The organism is Rhodococcus sp. Leaf233, from assembly GCF_001426165.1.
In the GTDB taxonomy this organism is placed as follows: Bacteria; Actinomycetota; Actinomycetes; order Mycobacteriales; family Mycobacteriaceae; genus Rhodococcoides; species Rhodococcoides fascians.
In genome coordinates this window covers 54975-80021 of record NZ_LMRO01000012.1, presented here as the reverse complement: position 1 = coordinate 80021, position 25047 = coordinate 54975, and the positions used below count along the sequence as shown (strand labels likewise).

Below are 25047 nucleotides of genomic sequence, written 5' to 3'. Positions count from 1 at the left end.
ACAGTCTAGGCAGACAGCGCCTACTGTGCGATCACCGATCGAAATGTTATCGGTGATTACATTGCGCTTCGCATCGATCGAAGGAAGTGGCGAACATGGCAGCTCAACCCGGTCGGCACACCGACGTAGTGCCCCCTTTCCGTAAACGCACGTTCACTGCGGCCGCCATGACGCGTGATGTCGGCACTCTTCTCAGGCGCGGACGCAGCCTTGTCACCGTCTGGACACCGACTGGCGTCGACCCGCTGCTGCGTGAGCAGGTCATGTTCGCCGTTGCGATGGTCAACGACTGCAAGTTCTGCGCTTTCATGCACGACGATGCCGCGATCACCTCCGGCGCGGACCGCGACGGATTGGCGCGGCTGGTCGGCTTAGATCCGGCCGACGCGACCGACGATGTCTTGATCGCGGTGGTGTGGGCGCAGAGCCGAGCGGCGAACGGTCTCGGTCGTGCTGACGAGGCCCTCGAACGTCGGATGGAAAACCGGTACAGCCCACAGCGAATCCGTGACCTCGATACCGTCGTTCGAGTCATGACGCTGCTGAACGTATCCGGCAATACCGCAGAAGCGCTGATTCGCCGGATGCGCGGGCATTCGGTACCGGGAAGTCGCGTGGTCGACGAACTGATTGTCGGGGGAACCTACTTGGTCGGGGCCGTTGTCTCGGCGTTGTCGTTGGCACTGCGACGGCGGGTGTCCCCGAAGAAGGTGTGGCACGAGTTCGATCGATTCGACGGTCGTGCTCTCACCGCGCAGGGCAGCGTGAACGGTCGTGTGGGTTCATGACGAAGCCCACGTGGGACGCCATAGTCGTCGGGTCTGGATTCGGCGGTGCGGTCACTGCAGCACGACTGGCAGAAGGCGGCCACCGGGTTCTGATTCTCGAACGTGGGGCATGGTGGGATGGCGACCGGGTTCCCGCATCGGGTCGGACGGGCCCATTGCATATGGTGCGAGGGATCCGATATTCCACTCGGTCACGCAGTATGTCTGTCGGAGTCCGCCGTCACGGACTGTACGAGCTACATCAGTTCGACCGGTTGACCTGTGTGGTGTCCAGCGGGGTCGGCGGCGGATCTCTCGTCTACACCGACATGCAGGTGCCACCACCGGACGCCTACCTCGACGCTTTCCCCGACTGCATCGACGCAGCCGAGATGCGGCCACATATCGACGCGGTCCGAACAATGCTCGCCCCACGTCCGGTTGCGCCGATTCCGCAGAAGGCGCGCGCATTCGACCGCGCCGTGACCGCAGCGGGACTGGGCCCGGTGCATTTTCCCGATCTGGCTCTCACGAGCCATCCCCATGGCAAACCGAGTAGGGCGACGATGGGAACGACCTACCTGCCGATGGCGCTGCGTCACGGAGCCGAGTTGCGGGCCATGAGTGAGGTCGTCGCCATGTCGCAGACACCCGACGGCGGATGGCAGGTGCGGTACCGAGACCACGAACGCGGTCGCAGCTATGTCGAATCTGCACCTCGATTGATCCTGTCGGCGGGAACGCTGGGAACGATGCGGCTCCTGTTCGACGCTCGCGACCGGCTCGGAACGCTGCCCCTTGTCAGCTCCGCCCTGGGACGTGGCTTCACCCCCAACGGGGACATGGTGACCGTGGTTCATCGGACCGCGCAGCGAGTCGATTCCGTTGCAGGACCGCCGATCACTGCGTATCTGACCGCGGAGGGCCGACGTGATTTCCTCACTGCCGAGGTGGGGCTTCGCCTGCACCACATGGCCCCGTCCGCCGCGGTGGCGAGATTGCTGCCACGAACTGCCCTGCTGATCGGTATGGGCGCGGACCGTATCGCGTCGGAGGCCACCTACGACGGGCGCAATCTTCACCTCGGCACCAACCGCGACGACGATTCCGAATTGTTCGAGAGACTCGCCGAGCACGCCACGGCGATCGCGTCGGGCTACCGGGCGAAACGCACGATCGTCAATGCGCCTTTCGGTCGCGGCAGCACGCGTCTGGCTTCGGTCCACCCACTCGGTGGAGTACCGATGGCCGAGTCGCCGACGAACGGCGTGGTCGACACCTCCGGGCAGGTTCACAACTATCCCGGACTTTTCGTCGCCGACGGGTCGATACTGCCGTCCGCGCCGGGCATTCCGCCCGCCATGACCATCGCCGCAATGGCCGAACGCATCAGCCACCAGATCCACCGATGCCCAGAAACCTCTGGGCTCTAGAACACCTGTCAGGAGAATCCGATGAAAGACAACACAATTCGCTTGCACAGCCTCGTCGACGCCACTGCTCCGATACCGACATCTCGTGACGGTCTCGGCTTCGCCGATCTGGCGTCGCTGATGAACGCCTCGCCGTCACCCGTCGTCCTTGCCGGCGACTACACCGGAAGAATAGTGTCTTTGATTGCTCTGCAACGACTTCCGGGCATGCTGCGCACTCCGATCACCTCCATCGTCGCGATGCTCGCGCGCCCGATATGGCGCGGCAAGAGATTCGACGGCAACACTGGAACCAACCTGTGGATCGGTCGCCGACGACCCCGCACATTCGGTGACTTCGCGATCACGACCGCCCAGGACGGGCACCACGCAGCACTGGACTACGACCAGCGTACGAACCCTCGGCCGGTTCGGCTCATCACCGGCGAAGCAGCTGCGATGGGGCCCGGGGTGTTCATTGCCGCGATGTACCTCACTGTCATGCGGCGACGCATCACGCTGATGTACTTCACTTTGGACCGGTGACCACGACGCGTGCCGTTCACCGTCGACTTGGATCGGACGATGCCTCGGTTGAATCTCGTCGCTCGGGGAATCATGTGTTGGTGGACGACGACAATGTTCTGGACGACGATGTTCTGGCTGTGTTTCGGCATGCATTCGATTGCGCGCGCAGCGGTGACGCCTCGTGGTTGCAGTCGTTTTTCGAGGCCGGAGGGTCCGTCGACCTGACCAACGACAAGGGCGACACACTGTTGATTCTGGCGGCGATCACGTACAACCAGGTGCGGTGAGCATGCTTCTGACGCTGGGGGCTGCGGTGGATCGCGTGAACGACAACGGTCAAACAGCGTTGGCGGCCGCGGTGTTTCGTCGGTCGACGCCCATTGTGAGGATGTTGCTGAAGGCAGGCGCGGACCCCGCAGCCGGGGCTCGATCGGCGCACGCAATCGCCCAGTACTTCGAGTTGGACGACATGGCAGCGATGCTGACCGAGCCCCAGTCGGGGTAGCCCTACTTCCTTGCCTTGGCCTTGGCTGCCCGCTTACGAGCAGGCTTGTCGGGGACCGAAGGCGGGATGTTCGACGCCATCACCGCGGGGGCACGATCCCAGGCCCGGTGCAATCCGACCGCAGCGAGCAACGCGTCGTTGAACGCTTTCACCGCTGTCTCGCCGATGACGACGCCTGCGTCGTCGGCACCGATTCCGGCCTGCTCGAGCAGTGCCGCTCCGTCGCCCCAGGCACCCATCGCTTTGCAATGACGGAATGCTTCCTGCAGCAGCAGGATCAGCTTGATGTCGTTCGTCGGCGTCGTTCCGCCCGCGACGACGAAGGCGTCGAACTCGATCGAACGAACTGTGAGGAATGTTCGCTCGACCACCTGAGTGCGCATGCCTTTGCCGAGGATGCTGCCGGCCGCAGCGATGACGTGCACTGTGGCACCGCGGCGCGCGGCTGCCGTCCGTAGCTTGCCGATTCCGGACAGGTCCGATCCGGCGTCGGCGATGACGCCGATCTTTCGTCCGGCAATCGGTCCCGGAGCCTCGACGATCTGAGACAGTGCGGGGGAGAGCAATACGTCCTCAGCGGGTGTGCCGACGGGTGCGGGTAGGCCGAGGCCGGCGGCGACGCGCTCGCACAGGTCGGCATCGACGTTCGAGAGAACCTCGAGTTCACGTTCCTTGATCGATTGCTCGAACACTTTGCCCAGCTCGAACGTGAATGCCTCGACGAGGTGATCCTGCTCGACCGCACTGAGGCTGCGATAGAACATGGTGGGCTGGGTGAAGTGGTCGTCGAAGGATGCGGGATTCGCTCGTACTGCGCGTCCCTCGATGAGGCGTTCGGTCTGCACGTAACCGTGGTCCTTCTCACTTGCTACCGCTGGTTCTCCGTCGTCGACGGAGTTGCTGAGGTACGGGGCAAGGCCGGTGTGAACGGCGTTCTGGTGCATGCCGTCTCGCAGCATGTCGTTGACAGGTGCATGCGGTCGGTTGATCGGCAGTTGCGAGAAATTGGGGCCGCCGAGACGCGTGATCTGGGTGTCCAGGTAAGAGAACAGACGCGCCTGCATCAGCGGGTCGTTGGTGACTTCGATGCCCGGCACCAGGTGGCCCGTGTGGAACGCGACCTGCTCGGTTTCGGCGAAGTAGTTCGTGGGGTTCGCGTCGAGGGTGAGCTTGCCGATGGGTTGCACCGGAACCAGTTCTTCGGGAACGATTTTCGTGGGATCGAGCAGATCGATGCCCTCGTAGGTCTCGGTGCCGTCGTCGGGCATGACCTGGATTCCGAATTCGTATTCCAGTGGGGCACCGGCCTTGATGCCGTCGGACATGTCGCGTCGATGGAAGTCCGGATCGACGCCCGCTGCGATCTGGGCTTCCTCCCACACCAGTGAATGCACTCCGGCGAGTGGCTTCCAATGAAATTTCACGAGCCTGGTCTCGCCGTTCTCGGCGACGAGGCGGAACGTGTGGACGCCGAAGCCTTCCATCGTGCGATACGAGCGCGGGATACCGCGATCGCTCATGTTCCACATGACGTGATGAGTTGCCTCGGTGTGCAGCGAGACGAAGTCCCAGAACGAGTCGTGTGCCGACTGAGCTTGCGGCAGTTCGATATCGGGCTGCGGTTTGCCGGCGTGAATGATGTCGGGAAACTTGATGCCGTCCTGGATGAAGAAGACGGGCATGTTGTTTCCGACCAGGTCGAAGGTTCCTTCGTCGGTGTAGAACTTGACCGCGAAACCGCGGGTGTCGCGGACGGTGTCGGCGGAACCACGCGATCCGAGAACGGTCGAAAATCGCACGAAAACCGGTGTCCGCTTGCCCTTCTGGGCCAGGAATCCTGCCTTGGTCACGGTCTTCGCCGACCCGTAGGACTCGAACGTTCCATGTGCGGCGGCACCGCGTGCGTGCACGACGCGCTCCGGAATTCGCTCGTGATCGAAGTGGGTGATCTTCTCGCGGAGGTGGAAGTCCTCGAGCAACGTCGGGCCGCGATCGCCCGCCTTGAGCGAATGATCGGTGTCGGGGAGACGTACGCCTTGCGCAGTCGTCAGGAAATCACCGGTTTGGGCTCTCGTATCGCGAGCTCCGGTCGGGCCGTTGGGTGCCGGCGACGATTGATCCGGGCGAGGGATGGGTGGCATGTTCGGCCTTCTTTCGTTGTGGGAGCTGTCAACTCGGACGTTCGTGGCCGATGGACGGTGGGCTTCGATGTCACGCGCTCCCCGGGTCGTCGTAGAACAAGCCGTCTCCGCGGACGATGTCGAACGCGAGGGAGGAGATCGAGCGGGCATCGGCGTAGGCACGGGCACGCAGCCGCGCGGTTGCCTCGTCGAGCGACACATGCAGACGTTCGGCCAACACACCGACTGCGATGTTGATGTCGGACCGAGCGAAGCGGAATGGGCCGTCGGGTGGGCGAAGTGTCGACTCGTCGAAGAAGTCCGGTCGGGCTGCGACTTCACTGACGACGATGTCACCGAGGGTCGAGGCTGCGGCCTGGGCAGCAGTGATCTGTTGTGCCGTCATAGTTCCGGACTTCTGGGTGTAGAGCTCGAGGACGCCGAGTCGAGCGCCGCCACTGAACAATGGGAACGCGTATACCCCGTGCACGCCGAGCTCCTGAAGAACTTCCGACGCGAACGATGGCCATCCCGTGGTATCGGGCCGGTGACCGATGTTCGGGTGCAGTTGCGGCACCCCGGTGACGAAGGCATCGATGCAGGGGCCCTCACCGGTGGTGAATTGGAGCTCGTCGATGCGGGCAGCTTCGGAGTTCGTGGCGTACAGCAGATCCCGAGCATCGGCATCGTCGGTGAGGATGGCGACCGCGGCTCCATCCACGCCGGCGTCGGTCACACACCTCTTGCTGACTCGTGCAACCCCCTCCAGATGGTGTCCGTACATCGATGCGCTGAAGCTATCGGAGTCCGGGGCGTGGGCGCGTCGGGACTCTTCCGTATTTTCTTCCTCGGCCACGTTGCCCTGCCTCTCTGTGTCAATCGAACCGCCACACCGGATCAGCGCACCCCGCGGATCTGTTTCATCGATCGGTCGGTGGCGTCCGGGATGTTCACGGAGTCCGGTTGTGTTCCTCCCGCAATTTGCGACCCTCCTCGACAGCCTGCGCATCCTTTTCGTCGTTCTTGTCCGAGACCCGGGTGTCTCGGGGCGGCAGTTGCAGGCGTTCTTCGGCGACGATGCCGGCCTGGAGTTGGCGGCCGCGTTCGAGTTCGGAGTCCAGTTCGGCACCGAACAGCAAGGCCAAGTTGGTGATCCACAGCCACAGCAGGAACACGATGGCTCCGGCGAGGGAGCCGTAGGTCTTGTTGTAGCTGGAGAAGTTGGCGACGTAGAAACCGAATGCGACGGTGGCGAGAATCCATACGATGATGCCGACCGCGGCACCGGAACTGATCCATTTGAACTTGGGCTGCTGCACATTCGGCGTTGCGTAGTACAGAATCGCGACCGCGAGTACCACCACGATCAGAACCAGCGGCCACCGTGCGATGTTCCAGATCGTCAGTGCGGTGTCGCCCAGTCCGACGGCGTCGCCCACAGCTTTGGCCACGGGGCCACTGATGGCCAGCATGACGGCGGCGAGCGCAATCAGGGTCAAGGCGATGAGCGTGACCAGAAGCATCACGGGGCGCAGCTTCCAGATGGGCCGTCCCTCGTCCACCTCGTACATGCGGTTCATCGCGCGGCCGAATGCGCCGACGTAGCCGGACGCAGACCACAGTGCGCCTGCGATACCGATGATCAACGCGAACCCGGCAGTGGGCGCTTGGACGAGCTGTTCGATGGTCGGACGCAACGTGTCGACAGCGGATTGCGGGCCGAGATCGCCGACGACCTGCAGGACGCCGTCGACCGTGGCCTGTCCTTGGCCGAACACGCCCAGCAACGACACGATGGCCAGGATGGCGGGGAAGAGCGAGAGCACGGCGTAATAGGTCAACGCGGCTGCAAGGTCGGTGCACTGATCCCGGGAGAACTCACGGGCAGTCTTCTTCAGAACATAGATCCACGACGGCTTGGTCAGATCGGCGGGAGAGTCCGCTTTGCGCGGGTCATCCGGATCTGCCTCGGTGGGTGCGGGTGATGCTGCTGAATCGGCCATGGCGGTCGCATACCCGGGGTTTTTCCCCGGAAACCGGGAAATGGGACCGCCATGACGGTCGTTCGATGCGTCGTCAGTTCACTTCGTTGCGCTCGTGCTCGGTACGCGACTCGAGGTCGTTGTCGTCGAGATGCTTCGGCGTCTTGGCGTGCTCTTTGTGGTCGGGGTGAGCTTCCTCGGTGGGGATCATGACGTCGTCGAGGGTCGGTTCGTTGTTTTCAGTCATGGTTATTCGATGCCCGGGAGAATGGCGGCTCAAACTCCTGAGCCAGTGTGGTTTCGATCGAAGTGCAGGGGGCACTTCGACTGTGGTCGATTTTCGGAGGTAGAGATGCGAACTGTAGTGATCGGCGCGACCGGCAATGTCGGCACCGCCCTGCTACGAAGGCTCACCGACGAGCATCCGGGCAATTCCATTCTCGCCGTAGCGAGGCGTCCGCCGAGCCTCAATCCTTTTGCCGAGCAGGTCGACTGGGTTCCGCTGGATCTCACCGGCGAACACGCACCGTACGAGCTACGCGCGTTGTGCCGCGGCGCAGACGCAGTGGTTCATCTGGCCATCGCCTTCCAGCCGATGCGTGATCGCGATTATCTGCGGGCAGTCAACGTCGATGCAGTGCGGACGGTGGCAACGGCCTGTGCGGACGCAGGAGTTCCCCATCTGGTGCACATGTCTTCCGGCGGGGTGTACGCACCAGGGTCCTACGGCGAAAAGGTCGACGAGTCGTGGCCGAGAACGGGGGTGTCTTCGTCGACCTACAGCATGGACAAGGCTGCCGCCGAGGATGTGCTCGACGAGTTCGAGGCAGCACATCCCGACGTCGCGGTCGCTCGAATCAGGCCGGGTCTGATCGGCCAGTACGAGTTCGGGAGTGCGCTGTTGCGTTACGCCCTGCCCGATCTCGTGCCGTCGGCAATCGTCGATCATCTGCCGATCCTGCCCATCGACAGGTCGTTCGCCGTTCCCGCCGCACACAGCGACGATGTCGCCGATGCCATTGTGCGAGTTCTGGATGGGCGTGCAACCGGGCCCTACAACCTCGGCGGCCCGACGCCCGTGCGAGCCCACGACGTGGCCGACGCGTTCGGTGCGCGCATCGTGCCCGTGCCCTCTCGGGTGTTGTCCGCTGCTGCGCGCCTCGGCTTCGAGACCCACGTGTCCGCAGTGCATCACGGTTGGGTCGATCTCGCGTTCGCCACCCCGATGTTGAACACCGACCGCGCTCGACGGGACCTGGACTGGACTCCGCGAATCGATGGTCCGGACGTGGCCCGAGAGGTCATTCGGGGTATGTGCGACAACGCGGGTGCGTCCACCACGTCCCTGCGCTCGCGTACTGCGAAGGACCGCCTGCGAGCGTTCGGTCGACGGGGATTCATTTCTCGCGCGAAAAGGCCGTGAACAGGACATGTTCGACGCCGGGGCAGGTGTAAATTCCCGCCCATGGCATGTCGAATCAGTGAATTGGTACTCGAAGGTCGCGATCCCGAGGCCTTGGCATCGTTCTGGTGTGAGGTGTTGGACTTCGTCGTATTGGACAGGGAGGGTGACGGTTCCGTCGAGATCGGTGCGCGCGACGGTTTCGGCGGCTCGCAGCCGACCATCATCTTCATCCCCAGTGAGAATCCCGAGCCGGCGAAACCTCGACTGCACATCGACGTCAATGCAACCGATCGAGATCAGGACGCCGAGCTCGAACGACTGCTCACTCTCGGTGCCCGACGAGTGGATATCGGCCAAACCGGCCAGGAATCGTGGCACGTGCTGGCGGATCCGGAAGGCAACGAATTCTGTTTGCTGCGTCCAAGACTCAGTCCTGTATGACGGTACTGTCCTGGCGGTGATCGGCACCCGTCGACCGTCTGGACCAGTAGCTGGCCAGCAGCGATCCGGATACGTTGTGCCACACCGAGAAGATCGCCGCGGGGAGTGCTGCAGCGGGTGAGAAGTGTACTGAGGCCAGTGCCGCTGCCAAGCCCGAGTTCTGCATACCGACTTCGATGCTGATCGCACGACGGCTGGCGACATCGAGTCCACATGCCCTACCGATTCCGTAGCCCACCGCGAGGCCCAGCGAGTTGTGCAGCACGACGGCAACGACGATGAGGGCACCGATCGACAGCAGGGTCGGCGCGCTGGCGGACACCACGAGGACAACCACAGCGGTGATTCCGGCGACCGAGACGAGCGGCAAGGCGTCGAGCATACGATCGATGATCTTCGGGAACAGAAGTCGCAGTACAACTCCCAGTACGACGGGTACCAGCACGATCTGCAGGATCGAGACGAACAATCCGCCTGCATCGACCGGCAGGTATTCGCCGGCGAGCCATAGAACCAGCAGTGGTGTGAGTATGGGCGCGAGGAGTGTGGACACCGACGTCATCGCCACCGACAGTGCGGTGTCACCCTTGGCGAGGTAGACCATCACGTTCGACGCCGTACCTCCGGGGGCGGAGCCGACCAGCACCATCCCGGCAGTGAGCGCAGCGGACAGACCCAGGACATTCGCGATACCGAGACCGAGGAGCGGCATCGCGATGAACTGCGCTGCGACGCCGAGCAGCAGTGCCCATGGGCGGCGTGCCACCACGGCGAAGTCGGAGAGCCGCAACGTCATTCCCATGCCGAGCATGATGACCGACAACAACCACGGAACCGCGGGTGTCCCGCCGCTGAACGTGTCGGGGGTGATCAAGGCCAGAGCCCCCGCCGCGACGACGATCAGGGCAAACCATTTGCCGGTGAATTCGCTCACGGTCTTCAGCTGGGGTATGTGGAGACTCCAAAGGTGGTGGTCGAGGCGTCGGAAGTCTAGCCCGATTCTGTACTCGGACTGTTCCAGTAGCCGAAAAGCCTTGACCGGCCGGTGCTCACGTCGGTGGCGCGATGGTCGTCGACAACTCCAGCAGATGTGTGCGGGTGAGCGTGTGTGCGCGTTGCTCATCGCGTGCGGCGATTGCCTCGACGACGTGCGTGTGGGCGTCGTGGTCTGCGTCCTCTCCGAACGCGCCCTTGATCTTCAGCATGTCGATCATGGCGGTCCGTAGCCGTGGGGCCATGGAGTCGAAGAGTTCGAGCAGGATGTCGTTGTGCGACGCGACCACGATGGCGCGGTGAAAAGCCATGTCCGCCTCCACCAGAACGACCGCGTCGGCGCGGGCGGTGTTGCGTAGCTCGAGTGAGCTACGGATGGCGTCGAGGTCGGTGGGAGTGCGTCGGGCTGCGGCGAGAGCTGCTGCCTCACCTTCGATGGCGAGGCGGGCCTCGAGGACGACGGTGATGTGTGAGCGCTGGAGAACTCTGTCCCAGTCCGTCCGCGCCTCGTCGAGCGATTCGACGAAGACTCCGGATCCCTGCCGGGTGACGAGAATTCCGCGCCCCGCCAGTTGTCTGATGGCCTCGCGCATCGTCGATCGGCCGACGTCGAACATGGGGGCAAGGGTGGTTTCACCTGGCAGTTTGGTGCCGACCGGCCACTCACCGGACTGAATTTTGGCATGCAACAGTTCGGCGGCCTGATCGGCCAACGAGGTTCGGCGTATCGCGGTCACAAACGAAGACTACTCCTCAGCTTGTCTGAGGAGTGATGCTACATTGCTCGCATGCGTACAGATTTCCCCACTCTGTCCACTCCCGCCGGACCCGTTCCCGCCGGCGCGCCCACCTGGAATCAGCAGCGGCACTCCCAGATGCCGTCGCATCGTTACCGTGACGTCTACGCCAAGGTCGACATTCCGCTGACCCGGCGTCGCTGGCCGGAGCGACGGTTGACCGAGGCGCCGCTGTGGGTGCCGGTCGATCTGCGCGACGGCAACCAAGCGTTGCCCGAGCCGATGGATCCTGCCCGCAAAAAACAGTTCTTCGAGTTGATGGTTGCGATGGGCTACAAGGAAATCGAAGTCGGGTATCCCTCGGCATCGCAGACCGATTTCGATTTCGTGCGGCTGCTGGCACACACCGATCTGGCACCCGACGACGTCACCGTGGTCGTCTTCACCCCGGCTCGACGCGACCTGATCGAGCGAACCGTGGAGTCGATCCGCGGAATCACCAACGACGTCGTGATCCACATGTACACCGCCACGGCTCCTACGTGGCGCGAGGTCGTGCTCGGCCGGGAGGCCAACGAGCTTCGCTCACTGATACTTTCGGGCGCAGCCGACGTTCTCGAACTTGCCGGCGACCTGCCCAACGTGCGATTCGAGTTCTCACCCGAGGTCTTCAATCTCACCGAACCCGACTACGTCCTCGATGTCTGCGATGCAGTGACGACGCTGTGGGACGCGACGCAGCAGCGGCCGGTCATCCTGAATTTGCCTGCCACAGTGGAGGTCGCGACGCCGAATGTCTATGCGGACCAGATCGAGTACATGAACGACAACCTTGCGCGACGAGACAGCGTGATCCTGTCGGTGCATCCACACAACGACCGCGGGACCGGCATTGCCTGCGCCGAGCTTGCTGTCCTGGCCGGGGCGCAACGGGTGGAGGGCTGCGTGTTCGGTAACGGCGAGCGCACCGGAAACGTCGACATCGCCACTCTCGCATTGAATTTGCACGCTCAGGGTGTCGATCCGATGATCGACTTCTCCGACATCGATCAGATTCGACGCACCGTCGAATACTGCAACCAGCTCGAGATTCACCCGCGGCATCCGTATGTCGGCGACCTCGTGCACACCGCCTTCAGCGGTACGCACCAGGACGCCATCAAGAAGGGTTTCGTCGAGCATCGCACTCGGGCGCTGAGCGAAGGCCGCTCCGAGCGCGACATCGAATGGCGGGTGCCGTACCTACCGATCGACCCCAGCGACATCGGTCGCTCCTACGACGCGGTCATTCGGGTGAATTCGCAATCGGGCAAGGGAGGTATCGCCTATCTCCTCGAAACCAACTACGGCATCGAACTTCCGCGTCGCCTGCAGATCGACCTCGCCCGGCATGTGCAGGCCCGCACGGATTCGATCGGCACCGAACTGTCGGCCGAGCAACTCTGGGACGTCTTCCAGGAGGTGTACATCGGTGTCGCCGAACCCGGCGTGACCCTGATCGGTTTCGACTCTCACGACGACGACGGGTCCGCCGACACCTGCATCACGTTGAAGATCGACGGCACGTCCTTCGAGTCTTCACACGCGGGAGTCGGACCCGTCGAGGCACTCGTCGACGCGTTGTCTGCTCATGGCAGGCACGTGGACATCCTCGGTCTGACGCAGACGAGTGTGCGAGCCGGCAACGACAGTGATGCGGTGTCGATGCTCGAATATCGCACTGCCACTGGGTCTCGATGGGCGGCAGGGATCGATCGCTCCGTCCTGTCCGCCACCCTCGACGCGGTCCTTCGCGCGGCCAACGCGTCGACCTAGCGGGACGGCCACTCACCGCCGTTGACGGCGAATGTCTGGGCGGTGATCTGACGGGCGCGATCGGAGGCCAAGAACTCCACCATCTCGGCTATGTCCCGTGGTGCTCCGGCGCGTCCGGTCATGGCGGATGCGGCCATACCGTCCTTCGCGTCGTCGGTCAGGACGTCGCGGAAGAATTCGGTGTCGGCAATGTAGCCGGGTGCAACAACATTCGCGGTGATGGATCGCGAACCGAGTTGCCGTGCGAGGTCGATGTTCCACGACGCAATGGCGGCCTTGGCCGCGCCGTACGAGCCCGATCCTTTGTCTGCGGCGATCGACCCGATGGTGACTATCGCACCACCGTCGTTCATTCGCGGAAGGAGGCCGGTGGTCATCAGGACGGCCGTGAGCACATTGGACTCGAAGTTCGCTCGCCACGAATCGGCAATGTCGCTCAGGCCGTTCGGCGGTGTGCGGTCGAAGTCGGTGTTGCCGCCGGCGTTGTTGACCAGTACGTCGACCGGCCCGACTGCTGCTGCGAACTCCGTCACGGCCTCTGCATCGGTTGCATCGACCGAAGTCGCTTCGACGTTTCCGGCAATGTCTCGGGCGGCGTGTTCGAGAGCGGTCTGCCGTCGGCCTGTAATGATCACGCGCGCACCGTCTTCTGCGAAGCGGGTTGCTATCGCGCGTCCGATGCCGGTGCCGCCTCCGGTTACCACGACTGTTCGTGTCACTTCGATCTCCTCGACGTTGTAGACTTCGTTTAGACCTAAACGAAGCTACAGCACATGACAGCGGGGAGCGAACAGTGACCGATCTCGATCCGGATGATCCCATCGACGCGATAGCGATGGCGTGGACGAAGGAGCGCCCGGATACGCCGGTCGACTCGATTGCCATCGTGACTCGTATTGCTCACGTAGCCAAGCTGTTCGGTGACGATCGGTCGCGTCTGCTGAGGCAGTCCGGAGCCGACTCGGCCATCCTCGATCTGTTGTCGACGCTTCGCCGAGCCGGGCCTCCGTACCGTCTCAGCACCAGGGATCTCGCCGGCGCGGCGCTCGTCACGGCTGGGGCGATCACCCAACGCGTCGATCGTGCGGAGCAGCAGGGTCTGGTCGTCCGTCATCCCCGTTCCGATGGAACACGGCAGGTCGACGTCGAACTGACCGAATCCGGCCATCGCACAGTCGAACGCCTCGTGGACGAGGTACTGGGACGGGAGGCGGAGCTGCTCGAGAACCTCACTGCTCGGGAGAAAGAGCAGTTGGAATCGCTACTGCGACGACTGCTCGGGGAAATGCATGACGTGCTCGGCAGTGATCGTCGTCCACCGCATGTCGGTGGCTGATCAGCGCAACATGTCGAGTATTCGGGGCAGGGCGTCGTCGACGGTTGCGGCAATGACGTCGTAATGAGTGGCACCGGGTACAGGCAGGTAGGTCACGTCGCCGATGCCCTGTGCCACCAGTTCCGCCGCGAGGGCGGTCGTCAGAGCCGGCGGCACGACGGTATCGGCAAGCCCCTGCTCGATGGTCACTGGCCGTGTGTAACCGGTGGTCGGCACGGATAGGTAGTCGCGGATAGCCGAGGTCATGGTGGGGTCGGAGAGCGATCGAGCGAGGAGCTGTTGTGGTGCAACGCCACTGGCCTTCTGTCGTAGGTCGCTGATGCAATTGTCCTCTGCATGCGCCAGGTAGTCGCGCCCCAGTTCGCTCAGATAGCTGTTCACGTCGAGATCCGGCCGAGAATCCCTGAGCCCGTACAGGACGTAGATCAGAGTGGCCGTGATGTTGTCGAGTGGTGCGATGCGAGGAGTGGTGGGAGAGAGCAGCGGAAGGACGGCTTCGAGGTTCGACGACGGTGCGAACGACATCACCCCGCGAAAGTCCGACCGTTCTCCGTAGATGTCGGCGCGAGCCCCGGTGGTGAGTGCTGCTGCGCCGCCCTGAGAGTGTCCGGCGGCAACCCAGGTGCGCGACAGCTCGGGAAGTTCGTCTGCGGCAGCGCTGACGATGTCGGTGACGGCGTTCGCCTCCGAGATGCTGTTCAGGTAATGGTGGGCGTCGGTGGTTCCGAGTCCGATGTAGTCCGTCGAGACAACGGCTGTGCCGCTTCGCAGCAGCTGGGTGAGCAGGGGCTTGGACAGTGCGACGGCCATGGGGTCCTCGGCGGCCCCGTCGTCGAGTGCTGTGCTCATGGCGCATGAATCACCCACGCCGACGGTCCCTTTGGCCCACGACACGACCGGCCATCCTCCCGGTGGTGGTGTGCCGGAGGGGAGGTAGACCTGTCCGCGGGCAATCGCGGCGCGCCCGTGCTCGTCGGTGGTTGCGTAGGACAGTGCGTAACCCGCTGCGGCACCGTCGATCAGCCGCGGAAGCACATCGATGGACGTTGCCGGTGCCGCGTCGGCGATGGGGGTGAGAAGTCCCGCGCCGCCGAACACTGCCACCGCTGCAGGCAGAATCAAGATGGTGCGAATCTTCATGGCTTCCTTCGGTTCGACCGTCCATGGCGACGTTCTGCCCGAACCCGCCCCGCAGGCAGAGTACACAGGGGCGCAGCTGAAACTGGTCTGAATAGAACGAGACCAATCGGACTTGTTCTGGCAGAATCGACAACTACGCCGGGGTGCGGCCGCAACCGAAGGACGACCAAAACATGACGTCACCGTGAACAAGCTCTCGACGGTGGCACTGCTGATCCTGTTGGGTGCAGCCGGAACGTTCAATGGAATGTCGTTGACCTCCGACCCCACCGGGCGGTCGCTGGGCTTGGATGTCGACATGCTCCCTGCGTGGCATACCTGGGACTACCGCATCTCCGGGCTGTTCGTGTTGATCTTTCTCGGACTCGGATCGTTGATCTCGGTTGCTGCTGTACTCGTCGATGCGTACGACGCTCCGACGTGTGTCGTGTTCGTGGGGTTGGTGACCATCGGGTGGGTGGTGTGGCAGATCCTCGTACTCGATATCGACGCGCCCCGCGCCCAAATCCCCCTCACCCTGTTGGGGGTCGCGTTGACCATCCTCGCGATCGGCCAATTCCGCGCGCGTGCCCGCGACCGCAGCCGGCAGTAGTTACACGCCGACTGATCCGAGGAGCGCGTCTCCCGGATCGACGACCGCCACGACGGCAGCTACGAAGAGCAGCGCCATCCCGATCGTCATCAGCGCGCCGAGTGAACCGAGGGTGACGAACATTCGACGGTGAGCAGCGTCTGTCGTGTCCGTCGCCGCGTACCGACGGAACGCGATCACGGTTCCGGCACCGACAACGGCGATCACCACACCCGTCGCGACGATCACCGCCCAGTTGTAGTGCTCGACCTGCGTGAGCAGCTCGAGCAGAGGCGGCCTCGTATCTCCGCTCTGCACACCGTTGTCGATCAGTGACTGCGCCGCCTTGCCGTCCGCGTTGTCGTCGGAGAGCATCGGAAGCAGCGCGACGACGGGAGCGACCGTCGACTGGATGTTGATCACGGCCACGAACACCGAAAACAGTGACAGCACGGTCGAAGTACTCGCAGCGATTACGTAACCCATGCCGGCAGTCAGAGATCGCCTCCACAGCGTCGCTGCCAGCAGGCCCAGAACGGCGGTCAACAGCACCGAGATGACGATCTTGATGGCGTGCCACGCGAACCAGTAATCCACCATCTCCGCCAACCCGGGCGGAAAGGTGCGAACGCCGCTGCCCCAGTACTCGACCAATCCGCGGCCCAGCAGCTCGCCCATGGCGGACTGATCCTGGAACTGGGGATAAGTTCCGCGCAGCAGAGCGGCCGGTCCGAGAACGAACGCGGCTACCAATAATGCCCCTGCACATGCCAACAGAACGATCGACCAGCGGCCGCGGTGGAGGGGCTCACTCATTGGGTGACTCACGGACGAGAGTCAATCATCGTGGGGCCGGGCGCACATCACTCTGTAGGACTAGATCGAGGCGCAGCGGGCCACCGATTGTCCCGAAGTTCACCGAAACGGCGGCCTGTGGTCCATACTCTCGCTATGGTCAATGTAAGTGTGACGACGAGTAACGTCATTGCTCAGTCGGAAAGCGGAGGCGCGGCGCTGGATCAGGTCTTCGGTATGACGGCAGCCGCGGCCGTCGTGTCGTTGTTTCTGCTGTACCTGGCATTCATGCACCGCACTCGCCGCATCACGTGGTTGGCGAGGCTGGCGGACTACGCGGGATCGAAACTGAACTTGCCCGGCTGGGCGGCGTTGCCGCTCGTCCTGTTCGTTTCGACGATCCTGACGGCATTCTTCGGGTTCATCTGGGACGTCAGCCTGCACATCGGACGAGGGCGCGACGAGGGACCACTGGCCAACCCGGCCCACTACTTCATCCTGGTCGGCTTGTTCTTCCTCTTCATCGCGGGCGCGCTTGCGATCATCCTGCCGCTCGACGAGAAGCCCGGTCGTGCGGCCGTCAAGATCACCCGCACCTGGTACGCGCCCACCGGCGGTCTGCTGATCGCGGGCAGTGGTCTGTATGCGCTCATCGGTTTTCCGTTGGACGACATCTGGCACCGCATCTTCGGCCAGGACGTCACGCTGTGGGGGCCGACTCACCTGATGCTCATCGGCGGTGCCGGACTGTCTCTCATCGGAGTCCTGCTGCTCGAGCACGAAGGCAGACTGGCGCTCGCCGCCGCACAGCAGACGTCCCCCGACGAGGTGGACGAGACTGCGCAGGGGCCCAGACGCTCGGTGTTGTCCTGGATTCTCAAGGCCAGCGCCTTCGGTGGTCTCCTCATCGGACTGTCGGTGTTCCAGATCGAATTCGACTTCGGAGTCGAGCAGTTCCGGTTGGTGTTCCAACCGATGCTCATCGTCGGTGCCGGCGCGTTCGCACTCGTCGCCGCACGACTGGTCGTGGGACGGGGCGCGACTCTGTTCGTCGTCGCATTCGCCGCCGTCATTCGTGAGCTGACGGCATTCGTCGTCGGTCCCGTTCTGGGTGAACCGCACAACGTCTTCGCGCTGTTCCTCGGGATCGCGGTGGTGGTCGAACTCGTCGGTCTCACTCCGATCGTGGTGCACAGACTTCGATTCGGAATGCTCGCTGGATTCGCTGCCGCAACCGTGGGCCTGTGGCTCGAATCGTTGTGGATCGATGCGGTATTCGTCTACCCGTGGCCGACGTCGATGTGGGTCGAGGCACTCGCGATGGCAGTACCCGTCGGCGTAATGTGTGGGCTGACGGCGGGACTGTTCGCGCAACTGCTCAGCGGGGACGGGCTGCCGGCACCTGCCGTCCGGCGCACGATCGTCGTCGCGTTGGTGCTCGTCCTCGGCGGCGCGACAGCCAACGGATTGATGATCGACGTACCGGAAAACGCAACGGCGACGGTCACTCTCGCCGATGCCGCGCCGCAGGACGGTGGCCGCATGGTGACGGCGACGGTCCGTCTCGATCCGGCCGATCTGGTGTCCGACGACCCCGAGTGGGTGGCGATCCTGGCATGGCAGGGAGCCGGTGACACTCTTCGTGGTCTGGTCGTCGATCGTCTCGAACGGACCGGGCCCGGCATGTATCAGTCGACCCGTCCGGTACCGGCGCACGGAACGTGGAAGACGTTCCTGCGTATCCAGGACGGTCGAACGTTGACGGGAACACCGATCTTCATGGCGGCCGATCCCGGCATCGGCGCATCCGAGGTCTCGGCCGACGCCCAGTTCACACGGCAGCTGCAGAGCGAGACCGCGCTGCTGCAGCGGGAGCGGAGCTTCGATCACCCGGCGTGGCTGTTCGGTGCCGCATCACTGGTTGTGCTCGTCTGCACTCTGGCATTGATCTGGGCTCTGTCATGGGGCGCAGTGCGCATCAGTACCGAGACCCCGGGAGCGTCGGTGTCACGCAGGACGCTGGATTCGAGCTCCGTATGACGGCAGCATCCGACGTCGTCTATCTCGCCGATCATTCTGTGGTGCTGGCCATTCCGGCGGTCGCGCCTGCGTTGATCATCGTGGCCGCGGTGCTGTACGTGGTCAGGAAGGACCGCCGGGCGGAGCGCGCAGAGAAACTCGAACAAGAAGGAGAGCACTGACATGGGACCGTCGCGACTGCGGGCAGCGATCATCGGGTGTGCAACGGTGGCGCTGGTGGCCGGCTGCGGATCGTCGTCCGGCGGTACCTCGCCCACCGCGGCAGAACCGGTGCCCAGCACCGACTCCACCGCGTCTGTGTCCGCGCAGCCCGATACCCTGCGGATGAATCTGTCGATCAATGGCGGGACGGTCGAACCGACCAATCAACGCCTCGACGCCTCTGTGGGGCAATTGATTTCGATGTCGATCAGCAGTGATATCACCGACGAACTGCACGTGCATTCGGTTCCCGAGCACACCTTCGAGATCGAGCCAGGCAAAGATCAGGTGTTCACGTTCACCGTCGATGTACCCGGACAGGTGGATATCGAACTGCACCACAGCGATCGCACTGTCGCCACGCTCGTCGTTCGTCCGTGATTCTCGCCCACGGCCTCGGCGGGTCGACCGATCTGCCGATTCCTGTCACCTACGCCCTGATCGGAGGGGCGTGGGCGCTGGCGGCGTCGTTCGTGCTGCTGTTGTTCGCGTGGCGTCGCCCCAGGCTCGACCCCACGACCGTCGTCGTGGCGTTGCCGCGGACGACGGTGGTGGCCGATTCGGCGATCGTCCGGGGTCTCGTCGGGACCTTGTCGGTGCTGCTGGCGGGCACTGTCGCCGCAGCATCGGTGTGGGGGCCACAGGATTCCAGCAACGCGTTGCTCGGCACCTTCTACGTTCTGGTGTGGGTGGGCATCGTTCCAGCATCGCTGGTGTTCGGGCCGTTCTGGCGAATCGTGTCTCCGATGCGGGCACTACACCGCGTCGTGTGCGGACTGTTGCGTCGTCCGACGTCGGCGGCGATAGTCGCCTACCGTCGTGAATGGGGCTGCGTACCAGCCGTTGTCGGACTCTTCGCGTTCGTCTGGCTCGAACTGGCTTCACCCGACTCGGGCTCGGTATCGGCTGTTCGTCTGTGGTGCGGGGTGTACGTCGTGGTGATGGCAGTCGGTGCGGCGATCTTCGGCGACGAATGGTTCTCTCGTGCAGACCCTTTCGAGGTGTACAGCGACACCGTATCTCGGTTGTCTCCACTCACCCGAGATGCCGCGTCCGGCCTGCTGGCGCTGCGGTATCCGCTCGACGGTGCGGTGAGCCTGCCGGTGCAGCGGGGCACGGTGGCCGTGCTCGCCGTTCTGCTCGGGTCCACCGCCTTCGACAGCATCGGGCAGATACCGGCATGGCGTTCGTTGGTCGACGATTCCGCTCTCGGATCGGTGCCGACGAGAACTCTCGGGTTGATTGCCGTGATCTGCGTTGTCGGAGTGGCGTTCTGGAGTGCTGCCCGTGCCACCGGGGGAGTGTCGCGTGTTCGCCGTGCCGCGCTACCTGGCCTGCTCGCCCATTCCCTGATCCCGATCGTGGTGGGTTACATGACGGCTCACTACCTCACGTACTTCGTCGAAAAGGGGCAGCAGACAATCATTTCGCTGTCGGATCCGCTGGGCAATGGTGCGAATGTACTGGGGCTGCGGGATGCATCGGTCTCCTACGTCCTGTCGAATCACCCGTCGGTCGTCGCCGGCATCGCCGTCCTGGCGGTCGTGGTGGGGCACCTGGTGGGCATCACCCTCGCCCACGACGCCTCGCTGCGAACACTGCCGAAAGAGCACGCGGCTACCGGACAACTCGCCATGATGGTCGTGATGGTGCTCTACACGTTCGGTGGATTGTTCCTGCTGTTCGGTGCGTGATCGGGCCGCCCGTGAAACGAGGATTGTCCGAAATTCGTAATTATGACGGGGCAGGAACGCTACTCTTCCTGCACGATGTGCACTGTGGACCGCCCGATACCCAAGCGAGAGAAGCGGGTGCGCCCTCCCGGAAAAGTCCTGGCCGCTATCACTTTCCTGTTGTGCGCGGCGGCGTTGTTCGGGTCGATGAACTACTGGCCTGTTGCCGGGCGAGTCTTCAACCTGCTCAATTTCGTTGTCTTCGTTGCAGTTGCGCTGATCCTCCTCGTCGTGGGCGTCGTCTGGTGGTACAAGACTGTGAAGTACCTACGGTCAGGGCAGCCGTGGTCGCGGATGATTGCCGTGGCACCGGTCATCGTCGTGATCGGACTGGTTCTGGCGCTCACCATTCCGGAGCCATCGTTCGAGCGGTCGAAGCCGAAGTTCGACGCGTTGGTCGCGACCCTTCCGGCCACCGGACCAGTGTTCGAGTACAGCATCTCGGTCGACGCGTTCGACGTCAGTGTCAGCCGCGGGCTGCACCAGACCGAGGTCTATTTCATCGACCTTGATACTGCGTTTTTCAGCTACATTTCCGGCTGGATCTTCTCTCCGGACGGTCCGCCTCAACCACGATCATCGAGCGAAGAGCTCGACTACACCAGCCTGGGCGGGCCCTGGTACGAGTTTTCACTTACCTTCGACTTCTGACCTGTGAGGGGTCTGCGTTCTGGTCGGTCCGCGCCGGACTCTGACAATCGTCGCAGCGGCCAACATCAACCCGGCGAGTGTCATGAAGTCGGACTCGGTGAGACCTCTCTCTGCGTCGACCACGTACAACGTTCTGCCTTCGATGGGGGCGTTGAAGAACAGCCACAGCACCGAGACGACGCCCAGTGATATCGCCGCGGGCCACGACGGCCTGGCCAGAGACCATGCTGCTGAGGCGAATACGGCGTTCATCAGAACGAGGGCATGGAACGGATCGATAGATGGCACCGGTACATCGTGGCAGACTCCCGATGCTCGGTTGGCATCTACGCCGGGCCGACAAACGTCAGTCGGCGGTCACGGCCATCGGGTATGGGTGGTCGGAGTCGGACTCGTAGCAGATTGCGAACGGCTTGTTGGTGACGAACAAGAAGGTGACGTCGTTGTGCTCTGTCGCACCGTGTTCCATCCAACCGCCCTCTGGAAACCACACCCAATTGCCCGGCCCGTATTCGCCTTCGTGGGTCTTCAGGATGCCGTCCAGGACGTACATTCCGTGTGCGCACGGGTGCGTGTGCCAGGTATTGGTGAAACCGGCGGCATAGCGTAGGAGCATCACTTGCATGCCCGTGTCGGGATCCGCAAACAGTGACTTGAAAGGAATTTCCGCACCGATCTGCGAGACCGTCAGTGTCTCCCATGACATTCGATTGGAGTCGGCAACTTCGAGAGATACCTTGTTCGTCGGCTGTGTCATATGTTCCCCATGGTCGATAGTTGAGTCTGGTTCCCGCATTCGGTCGCCACGAAAGACAAGTGGTGCTCACGGTCCAGCTAGCAAGGAATCTACGACCACCTTGTTGCTGGTTGGTTTCAGGCGGAATATAGGAAATCGCACCGCGTAACCACGTGGTTAATCTCGATTCGGCGGAGGATCCGGCTCGGTCCGAGACGGAGGGGACCGCACCGACCGTCGCGCCAGTAGTGTCGACGTTCGTGACGATCAACCCTGGAGTCGGTGGTGCGTCGGCGCGAGGTCGACTACGAGACCTTCCGTCGGTGGTCAAGCTGGTGCTGGCTTCGATGGTGTTGTTCAATGTCGGCTTCTATTTGGTGGTTCCGTTTCTCGCGGTGCATCTGTCCGAGGAGCTCGGATTCGCGAGTTGGATCGTGGGTCTCGTGTTGGGTCTGCGCACGTTCAGTCAGCAGGGCATGTTCTTTCTCGGCGGCAGTATCGCCGATCGCTTCGGGCGTCGACCGGTCATTCTGTGGGGCATAGCAATACGCATCGTCGGTTTCGTTGTGCTGGCAATTGCGAGCAGCCTCCCCGCAGTGATCGTCGGGATTCTGCTGATCGGTTTCGCCGCAGCACTGTTCGCGCCTGCGGTGGAGTCCGCCAACGCCGACATCGGTCGACAACTCGAAGACTCGAGCGTCATCAAACGCACCGAACTGTTCGGCTACGAGCAGATGAGTAGTCGGCTCGGGACCGTGCTCGGGCCCGCGTTGGGGGCGGTGCTCCTGGTGTTCCCGTTCTCGGCCTCCGCCGCCGTGGCCGCAATCTTGTTCGCCGGCATGTGGATCGGGTTCTACTTCCTGTTCCCCAAGACAATCGAAACGGGCAGTGTCGTCGGCACTTCAATCACCCGGGTCTGGCGTGTGGTGTTGGGCAATCGACGCTACGTCGTCCTGGCCGCGCTGTGCAGCGCACAGTTCGTCGCGCTCGCTCAGCTGTATCTGATGCTGCCCGAGCAACTCTCACTACGCATCGGCTCGCAGGATCTGCTCGGCTGGTTCTACGTCGGGGCAGCGGTATTGGTGATCGTCGGTCAACGGCCGATGGTGGCGGTCGCCGCACGGATGGGATCGCGGGCCGCAACAACCATCGGCTTGGCCGTCATGTCGGCGTCGTTCGTTATTCCGGCGCTAGGGCCAGGTACCATGACCGACTCGGTGTGGCCGTACGTGCAGATTGCAGCGTGGATTGCACTACTGCATCTGGGGCAGATGTTGATGGTGCCGTCGATGCGAGACACACTGGCCCGAATTGCCGGAGAACGTTATCTCGGAGCACATTTCGGACTGCTCAACACCATCGGTGGATGTCTGTCGCTGATCGGCACGATCGGCGTCGGGTATCTCTACGATCGCCTCGACGACGGCAGCGTTGCAGCGGCGACCCCATGGTTGGTGGTCGCCGGCTGCATCGCCGCGCCTGCCGTCGTGCTCGGTGTGTGGTCGTCGATGTCCGACGCTATCTGGCCGCGTCGACAGCCTTGATGTCGTCGATGAACGCAGACAGCACAAAGGGGATGGTCAACGGATTCGGCATCGACACTGCGTCGGAGACAATCGGATCCAGCGCGATCAATCCACCGTTGCGCACGACGCCCAGACTGGTGAAGGTCTCCTGCGATTCCATGGACTCGCGGTGGAGTTCGTAGTTGTCGAAGAAGAGGTAGTCGCAGTCGAGCAAGCTGTAGCTTTCCGCCGACAGTTCGGTGTTCAGTTTGCCTTCCAATTGGGACGCCAATGCGGCGGGTGCCTCGAAGCCGAGTGCGGTCAACAGCTGGGCCCGCGCCGAGTCGGGACTGAACGCCCGTAGCTTGCCGTCACTCCACCGGATGACCAATGCAGCCGTCTTGCCGACGAACTGCGGATTGTCGGTTCGAGCCTGCGCCACAAGGGCTTCGACGCGGTCGACCTCGGCCTGTGCAGCACTCGGCAAACCCACCGAACGCCCAATTCTGGTGGTCACTTCCTGCCACGGCAGCACCCAATCGGTCTGACCCGCAGCGTGCAGTACCGTCGGCGCAATCGCACTGAGCTGCGCGTAGACGTCCTCGTCGATCGCATTGTTGACTGCGATGATCAGGTCGGGTGCAGCGGCGGCGATCGTCTCGACGTCGAACTCGGTCGTCGCGTTCGCCAGTGCTACCGGTTCGTCGCCCTGCACGGTCGGCTCGGCCCAGATGCCGATGCCGTCGTCGGTCGAGCCCTTCCATACCGGCACCAGCACAGGCGTCAAACCCAACGAGAGCAGCACGTCGGAGTCGCCGATGCCCACCGCGGCGATACGGGTGGGAGCGGAGTCGATGGTCGTCGAACCGAGCTTGTGCTCGATCGTCACGGGGAACGCGCCGCTTTCGACGTTCGCCGTCGAACTGGATCCATCCGAACTCTCCGCCGAGCCGTTGGCGCAGCCGGCAACGACGAGACCGGCGACCGACACGAACGTCATCGATAATGCAGTCCGCCGATTCACCACGGGATTCATCGAGTCTCCTTCGAGCGTAGTTTGGATGCCCTAATCTAAACCACCCTCGCCCGATTGTGCTGTCCTACGTTCTGCAGTCGATACCTTCTGGAATGGCTACGGAACGTAGAACGTGGCGAACCCCGGCACGGTGATCGCAGAAGTCGGTAGTCCGACGAGTACCACTTGCCCTGTCCCGCTGTACACAATTGCCTCGTGCGGGGATCCGAAAAGGGCGTCGGACAACCGGGCGTTGCCACTGGCCCCCGTAGTCAGGTTCACCCAGCGCACGTCGGAAATGAGGTAGCAGCCGGTGTTCGCGTTCGGGACGTCGGTGACCTTGGCGATCCCGGGTTGCTCGCCAACCACCACGGCGCAATTGCTCGGGGGTGAATCGACACTGCCCCGGGGGTTTCCGTAGGGCGCTGGGTTGAACTGAAACGGGATCGTCACCTCCGCGGACGCCACTGCAGTTGACGCGAACGCCGCACCGACCACCACCGCACCGCACACTGCAAGCCGCTGTACAAGTCTTGCCATGACAACCTCCACTGGTTTCGGAATCCGGCGATGGCCCCATCCTCTCTCCTATTCGAGGCGAGATGGTGGCAAACGAGCT

At 63.2% G+C, this 25047-nt stretch carries 29 protein-coding genes and 1 pseudogene; 17 read left to right on the top strand and 13 right to left on the bottom strand.

Features of this window, described 5'->3' with window-relative positions; translation table 11 throughout:
- Window positions 1–95: 95 nt before the first annotated feature.
- The 6 genes and pseudogenes from ASH04_RS20035 (at window position 96) to ASH04_RS27320 (ending at window position 3212) form a co-directional block, all read left to right on the top strand.
- Window positions 96–788 (top strand): carboxymuconolactone decarboxylase family protein, encoded by a 693-nt coding sequence (locus ASH04_RS20035; RefSeq protein ID WP_057474355.1) that lies wholly within the window; start codon window positions 96–98, stop codon window positions 786–788.
- Window positions 785–895, top strand: a pseudogene (locus ASH04_RS27610) (NAD(P)-binding protein); the annotation flags it as partial. The gene ASH04_RS20035 and the pseudogene ASH04_RS27610, both read left to right, overlap by 4 nt.
- 93 nt (window positions 896–988) lie before the next feature.
- Window positions 989–2200: a GMC family oxidoreductase gene (locus ASH04_RS20030; RefSeq protein ID WP_032406097.1), complete on the top strand. Its 1212-nt coding sequence runs from the start codon at window positions 989–991 to the stop codon at window positions 2198–2200.
- Window positions 2201–2221: 21 nt separating this feature from the next.
- A complete protein-coding gene (locus ASH04_RS20025; RefSeq protein ID WP_032392152.1) occupies window positions 2222–2725 on the top strand; it encodes a hypothetical protein in 504 nt (167 codons plus the stop codon).
- Between the two features lie 80 nt (window positions 2726–2805).
- Entirely contained in the window at window positions 2806–2994 is a 189-nt protein-coding gene (locus tag ASH04_RS27325) for a hypothetical protein (protein WP_235580055.1), read from the top strand.
- 2 nt (window positions 2995–2996) lie between these two features.
- Entirely contained in the window at window positions 2997–3212 is a 216-nt protein-coding gene (locus ASH04_RS27320) for an ankyrin repeat domain-containing protein (protein ID WP_235580054.1), read from the top strand.
- A gap of 2 nt (window positions 3213–3214) precedes the next feature.
- Here the strand turns inward: ASH04_RS27320 and ASH04_RS20015 are convergent, their stop codons facing one another.
- The 4 genes from ASH04_RS20015 to ASH04_RS27010 form a co-directional block, all read right to left on the bottom strand.
- The gene (locus ASH04_RS20015; RefSeq protein WP_057474354.1) at window positions 3215–5353 is read right to left on the bottom strand and encodes a catalase; all 2139 of its coding nucleotides are present in this window, start codon (window positions 5351–5353) and stop codon (window positions 3215–3217) included.
- Between the two features lie 70 nt (window positions 5354–5423).
- A complete protein-coding gene (locus ASH04_RS20010) occupies window positions 5424–6068 on the bottom strand; it encodes a GAF and ANTAR domain-containing protein (protein WP_162247554.1) in 645 nt (214 codons plus the stop codon).
- A gap of 214 nt (window positions 6069–6282) precedes the next feature.
- Complete coding sequence (locus tag ASH04_RS20005) at window positions 6283–7335, bottom strand: YihY/virulence factor BrkB family protein (RefSeq protein WP_032371767.1); 1053 nt, start codon at window positions 7333–7335, stop codon at window positions 6283–6285.
- A 73-nt stretch (window positions 7336–7408) separates the two neighbouring features.
- On the bottom strand, window positions 7409–7561 hold the full coding sequence (locus ASH04_RS27010) for a hypothetical protein (RefSeq protein ID WP_196248994.1): 153 nt from the start codon (window positions 7559–7561) through the stop codon (window positions 7409–7411).
- 105 nt (window positions 7562–7666) lie between these two features.
- Between ASH04_RS27010 and ASH04_RS20000 the strand changes: the two genes are divergently transcribed.
- Entirely contained in the window at window positions 7667–8737 is a 1071-nt protein-coding gene (locus tag ASH04_RS20000) for an NAD-dependent epimerase/dehydratase family protein (RefSeq protein ID WP_057474353.1), read from the top strand.
- 42 nt (window positions 8738–8779) lie between these two features.
- On the top strand, window positions 8780–9160 hold the full coding sequence (locus tag ASH04_RS19995) for a VOC family protein (protein ID WP_032367016.1): 381 nt from the start codon (window positions 8780–8782) through the stop codon (window positions 9158–9160).
- Here ASH04_RS19995 and ASH04_RS19990 read toward each other — a convergent pair.
- Both ASH04_RS19990 and ASH04_RS19985 read right to left on the bottom strand, forming a co-directional pair.
- Window positions 9147–10094: a bile acid:sodium symporter family protein gene (locus tag ASH04_RS19990; protein WP_235580053.1), complete on the bottom strand. Its 948-nt coding sequence runs from the start codon at window positions 10092–10094 to the stop codon at window positions 9147–9149. The genes ASH04_RS19995 and ASH04_RS19990 overlap by 14 nt on opposite strands.
- 115 nt (window positions 10095–10209) lie before the next feature.
- The gene (locus ASH04_RS19985) at window positions 10210–10890 is read right to left on the bottom strand and encodes a FadR/GntR family transcriptional regulator (protein ID WP_057474352.1); all 681 of its coding nucleotides are present in this window, start codon (window positions 10888–10890) and stop codon (window positions 10210–10212) included.
- Between the two features lie 51 nt (window positions 10891–10941).
- Between ASH04_RS19985 and ASH04_RS19980 the strand changes: the two genes are divergently transcribed.
- The gene (locus ASH04_RS19980) at window positions 10942–12705 is read left to right on the top strand and encodes a 2-isopropylmalate synthase (RefSeq protein ID WP_082519351.1); all 1764 of its coding nucleotides are present in this window, start codon (window positions 10942–10944) and stop codon (window positions 12703–12705) included.
- Here ASH04_RS19980 and ASH04_RS19975 read toward each other — a convergent pair.
- Window positions 12702–13424, bottom strand: coding sequence for an SDR family NAD(P)-dependent oxidoreductase (locus tag ASH04_RS19975; protein ID WP_057474350.1), 723 nt, complete (start codon window positions 13422–13424; stop codon window positions 12702–12704). The two genes, ASH04_RS19980 and ASH04_RS19975, sit on opposite strands and share 4 nt — an antisense overlap.
- Before the next feature lie 74 nt (window positions 13425–13498).
- On the opposite strand from ASH04_RS19975, the gene ASH04_RS19970 reads away from it, so the two are divergent.
- Window positions 13499–14041: a MarR family winged helix-turn-helix transcriptional regulator gene (locus tag ASH04_RS19970; RefSeq protein WP_057474349.1), complete on the top strand. Its 543-nt coding sequence runs from the start codon at window positions 13499–13501 to the stop codon at window positions 14039–14041.
- Here the strand turns inward: ASH04_RS19970 and ASH04_RS19965 are convergent, their stop codons facing one another.
- Entirely contained in the window at window positions 14042–15181 is a 1140-nt protein-coding gene (locus ASH04_RS19965; RefSeq protein WP_057474348.1) for an alpha/beta fold hydrolase, read from the bottom strand.
- Between the two features lie 184 nt (window positions 15182–15365).
- Between ASH04_RS19965 and ASH04_RS19960 the strand changes: the two genes are divergently transcribed.
- The gene (locus ASH04_RS19960; protein ID WP_045841083.1) at window positions 15366–15773 is read left to right on the top strand and encodes a hypothetical protein; all 408 of its coding nucleotides are present in this window, start codon (window positions 15366–15368) and stop codon (window positions 15771–15773) included.
- Here ASH04_RS19960 and ASH04_RS19955 read toward each other — a convergent pair whose 3' ends face one another.
- Window positions 15774–16568 carry a hypothetical protein gene (locus ASH04_RS19955; protein WP_156394614.1) on the bottom strand — a complete coding sequence of 265 codons (795 nt, stop codon included), beginning with the start codon at window positions 16566–16568 and terminating at the stop codon, window positions 15774–15776.
- A gap of 135 nt (window positions 16569–16703) precedes the next feature.
- Between ASH04_RS19955 and ASH04_RS19950 the strand changes: the two genes are divergently transcribed.
- The 5 genes from ASH04_RS19950 to ASH04_RS19935 all read left to right on the top strand — a co-directional run bounded on the left by ASH04_RS19950 (window position 16704) and on the right by ASH04_RS19935 (window position 21172).
- Entirely contained in the window at window positions 16704–18587 is a 1884-nt protein-coding gene (locus ASH04_RS19950; protein ID WP_057474346.1) for a hypothetical protein, read from the top strand.
- Window positions 18584–18748, top strand: a complete 165-nt coding sequence (locus ASH04_RS27005; protein WP_167326471.1) for a hypothetical protein — start codon at window positions 18584–18586, stop codon at window positions 18746–18748. The genes ASH04_RS19950 and ASH04_RS27005 overlap by 4 nt, the downstream gene beginning before the upstream one ends.
- A gap of 1 nt (window position 18749) precedes the next feature.
- The gene (locus ASH04_RS19945) at window positions 18750–19169 is read left to right on the top strand and encodes a hypothetical protein (RefSeq protein ID WP_032406109.1); all 420 of its coding nucleotides are present in this window, start codon (window positions 18750–18752) and stop codon (window positions 19167–19169) included.
- Window positions 19166–20482 carry a hypothetical protein gene (locus tag ASH04_RS19940; protein ID WP_057474345.1) on the top strand — a complete coding sequence of 439 codons (1317 nt, stop codon included), beginning with the start codon at window positions 19166–19168 and terminating at the stop codon, window positions 20480–20482. Before ASH04_RS19945 ends, ASH04_RS19940 begins: the two co-directional genes overlap by 4 nt.
- Before the next feature lie 84 nt (window positions 20483–20566).
- Window positions 20567–21172 (top strand): hypothetical protein, encoded by a 606-nt coding sequence (locus tag ASH04_RS19935; RefSeq protein ID WP_156394613.1) that lies wholly within the window; start codon window positions 20567–20569, stop codon window positions 21170–21172.
- Here the strand turns inward: ASH04_RS19935 and ASH04_RS19930 are convergent.
- Both ASH04_RS19930 and ASH04_RS19925 read right to left on the bottom strand, forming a co-directional pair.
- On the bottom strand, window positions 21152–21460 hold the full coding sequence (locus ASH04_RS19930; protein ID WP_082519350.1) for a hypothetical protein: 309 nt from the start codon (window positions 21458–21460) through the stop codon (window positions 21152–21154). The two genes, ASH04_RS19935 and ASH04_RS19930, sit on opposite strands and share 21 nt — an antisense overlap.
- 58 nt (window positions 21461–21518) lie before the next feature.
- On the bottom strand, window positions 21519–21929 hold the full coding sequence (locus ASH04_RS19925; protein WP_057474342.1) for a cupin domain-containing protein: 411 nt from the start codon (window positions 21927–21929) through the stop codon (window positions 21519–21521).
- A gap of 239 nt (window positions 21930–22168) precedes the next feature.
- On the opposite strand from ASH04_RS19925, the gene ASH04_RS19920 reads away from it, so the two are divergent.
- Window positions 22169–23452 carry an MFS transporter gene (locus ASH04_RS19920; protein WP_057474609.1) on the top strand — a complete coding sequence of 428 codons (1284 nt, stop codon included), beginning with the start codon at window positions 22169–22171 and terminating at the stop codon, window positions 23450–23452.
- On the opposite strand, the gene ASH04_RS19915 is transcribed toward ASH04_RS19920, so the two are convergent.
- Window positions 23427–24449, bottom strand: a complete 1023-nt coding sequence (locus tag ASH04_RS19915; protein ID WP_057474341.1) for an ABC transporter substrate-binding protein — start codon at window positions 24447–24449, stop codon at window positions 23427–23429. The genes ASH04_RS19920 and ASH04_RS19915 overlap by 26 nt on opposite strands.
- Before the next feature lie 96 nt (window positions 24450–24545).
- Window positions 24546–24968 carry a hypothetical protein gene (locus ASH04_RS19910; protein ID WP_057474340.1) on the bottom strand — a complete coding sequence of 141 codons (423 nt, stop codon included), beginning with the start codon at window positions 24966–24968 and terminating at the stop codon, window positions 24546–24548.
- Between the last annotated feature and the right edge of the window lie 79 nt (window positions 24969–25047).